A 1,153-nucleotide genomic window follows, 5' to 3' on the forward strand; every position below is an offset into this window, starting at 1 on the left:
GATGGACTTTCGAAATCTAGGATGACAGATTGTAAAATGAAGTGCGACACCTAAGAAAAAAGAAACAGCCCATGTTGGTTTCGTGTAAAATGGAAGTCACGACAACACCATTTACAGGAGTGAAACCCAAACATGAGCTACTCCCATCTTAGCATAGTTGAACGCGGACAACTACAAATTTTATTGGAATTAGGACTGTCTTTTCGTGCCATCGCTAAGCGTCTTAATCGTCATCCCTCTACAATCGCTCGGGAAGTCAAGCGTAGCATGAACGACAGGGAATCTTACCAGGCATCAGTTTCACAACACGCATATGAAGAACGTAGACGTGCTAGCAAGCCAAAAGGCAAATTCACATCAGACTTGAAGTCCATCATTGAGGCCAAGTTAACAGAGACATGGTCCCCTGAGCAAATTGCCGAAAGACATCGTGTTGAGGGCAAACCCATGGTATGCTTCAAGACCATCTATCGTTGGCTTTACGAAGGTCGTCTGAATTGCAAGCTCAACGTCTTGCGCCACAAGGGCAAACGGCAGAAACCAGCTGAGACACGAGGACGCTTCAGTATTGGAACGTCCATTCGGCAAAGACCTGGCGACATACGAAATCGAGAAAGCTTTGGACATTGGGAACTGGACACCGTGGTTTCTAGTCGAGGGAAAAGCAAAGCTTGCGCTGCCACCTTCATCGAGCGTAAAACTCGGATGTACCTGGCGGTGAAGATGCCTGACCGCACGGCTCACTCCATGGAAGTTGCTTGTGGAGTAATCGCTAGCCAATTCCCGGCAGACGCGATGAAAAGTGCTACGGTAGATCGCGGCAAGGAATTTGCCTGCTTCCCATCGTTAGAACATCACCTTGGAATAAAAGTTTATTTCGCTGATCCGTACTCATCGTGGCAACGAGGATCAAATGAAAACGCAAACGGATTGCTACGAGAGTTCTTTCCCAAGGGGCATGATTTCAACTTGGTGACGGATGAAGAATTAGCCGAGGCAGTCCGTCTCATCAATAATCGTCCACGTAAATGTTTAAACTGGAAATCAGCTTATGAAACCTTCATGGAAGAAGTGTCGCACTTGGATTGACAAACTATCATTTACAAAAAGTAAAAAATTAGGTATAATATAGTTGTCCGGACAACTATTTTGT

General features: G+C 45.6%; 1 protein-coding gene. It reads left to right on the plus strand.

The genetic code is table 11. The features are described 5' to 3' along the window. Positions 1 to 132 precede the first annotated feature (132 nt). Positions 133 to 1,089, plus strand: a complete 957-nt coding sequence (locus PRECH8_RS14285; RefSeq protein ID WP_200967761.1) for an IS30 family transposase — start codon at positions 133 to 135, stop codon at positions 1,087 to 1,089. The last annotated feature ends 64 nt before the right edge of the window (positions 1,090 to 1,153 follow it).

The organism is Insulibacter thermoxylanivorax (assembly GCF_015472005.1).
In the GTDB taxonomy this organism is placed as follows: Bacteria; Bacillota; Bacilli; order Paenibacillales; family DA-C8; genus Insulibacter; species Insulibacter thermoxylanivorax.

Coding starts and splice junctions, on each gene's coding strand:
- PRECH8_RS14285 (WP_200967761.1), top strand. CDS start 133: ATGAGCTACTCCCATCTTAGCATAGTTGAACGCGGACAACTACAAATT.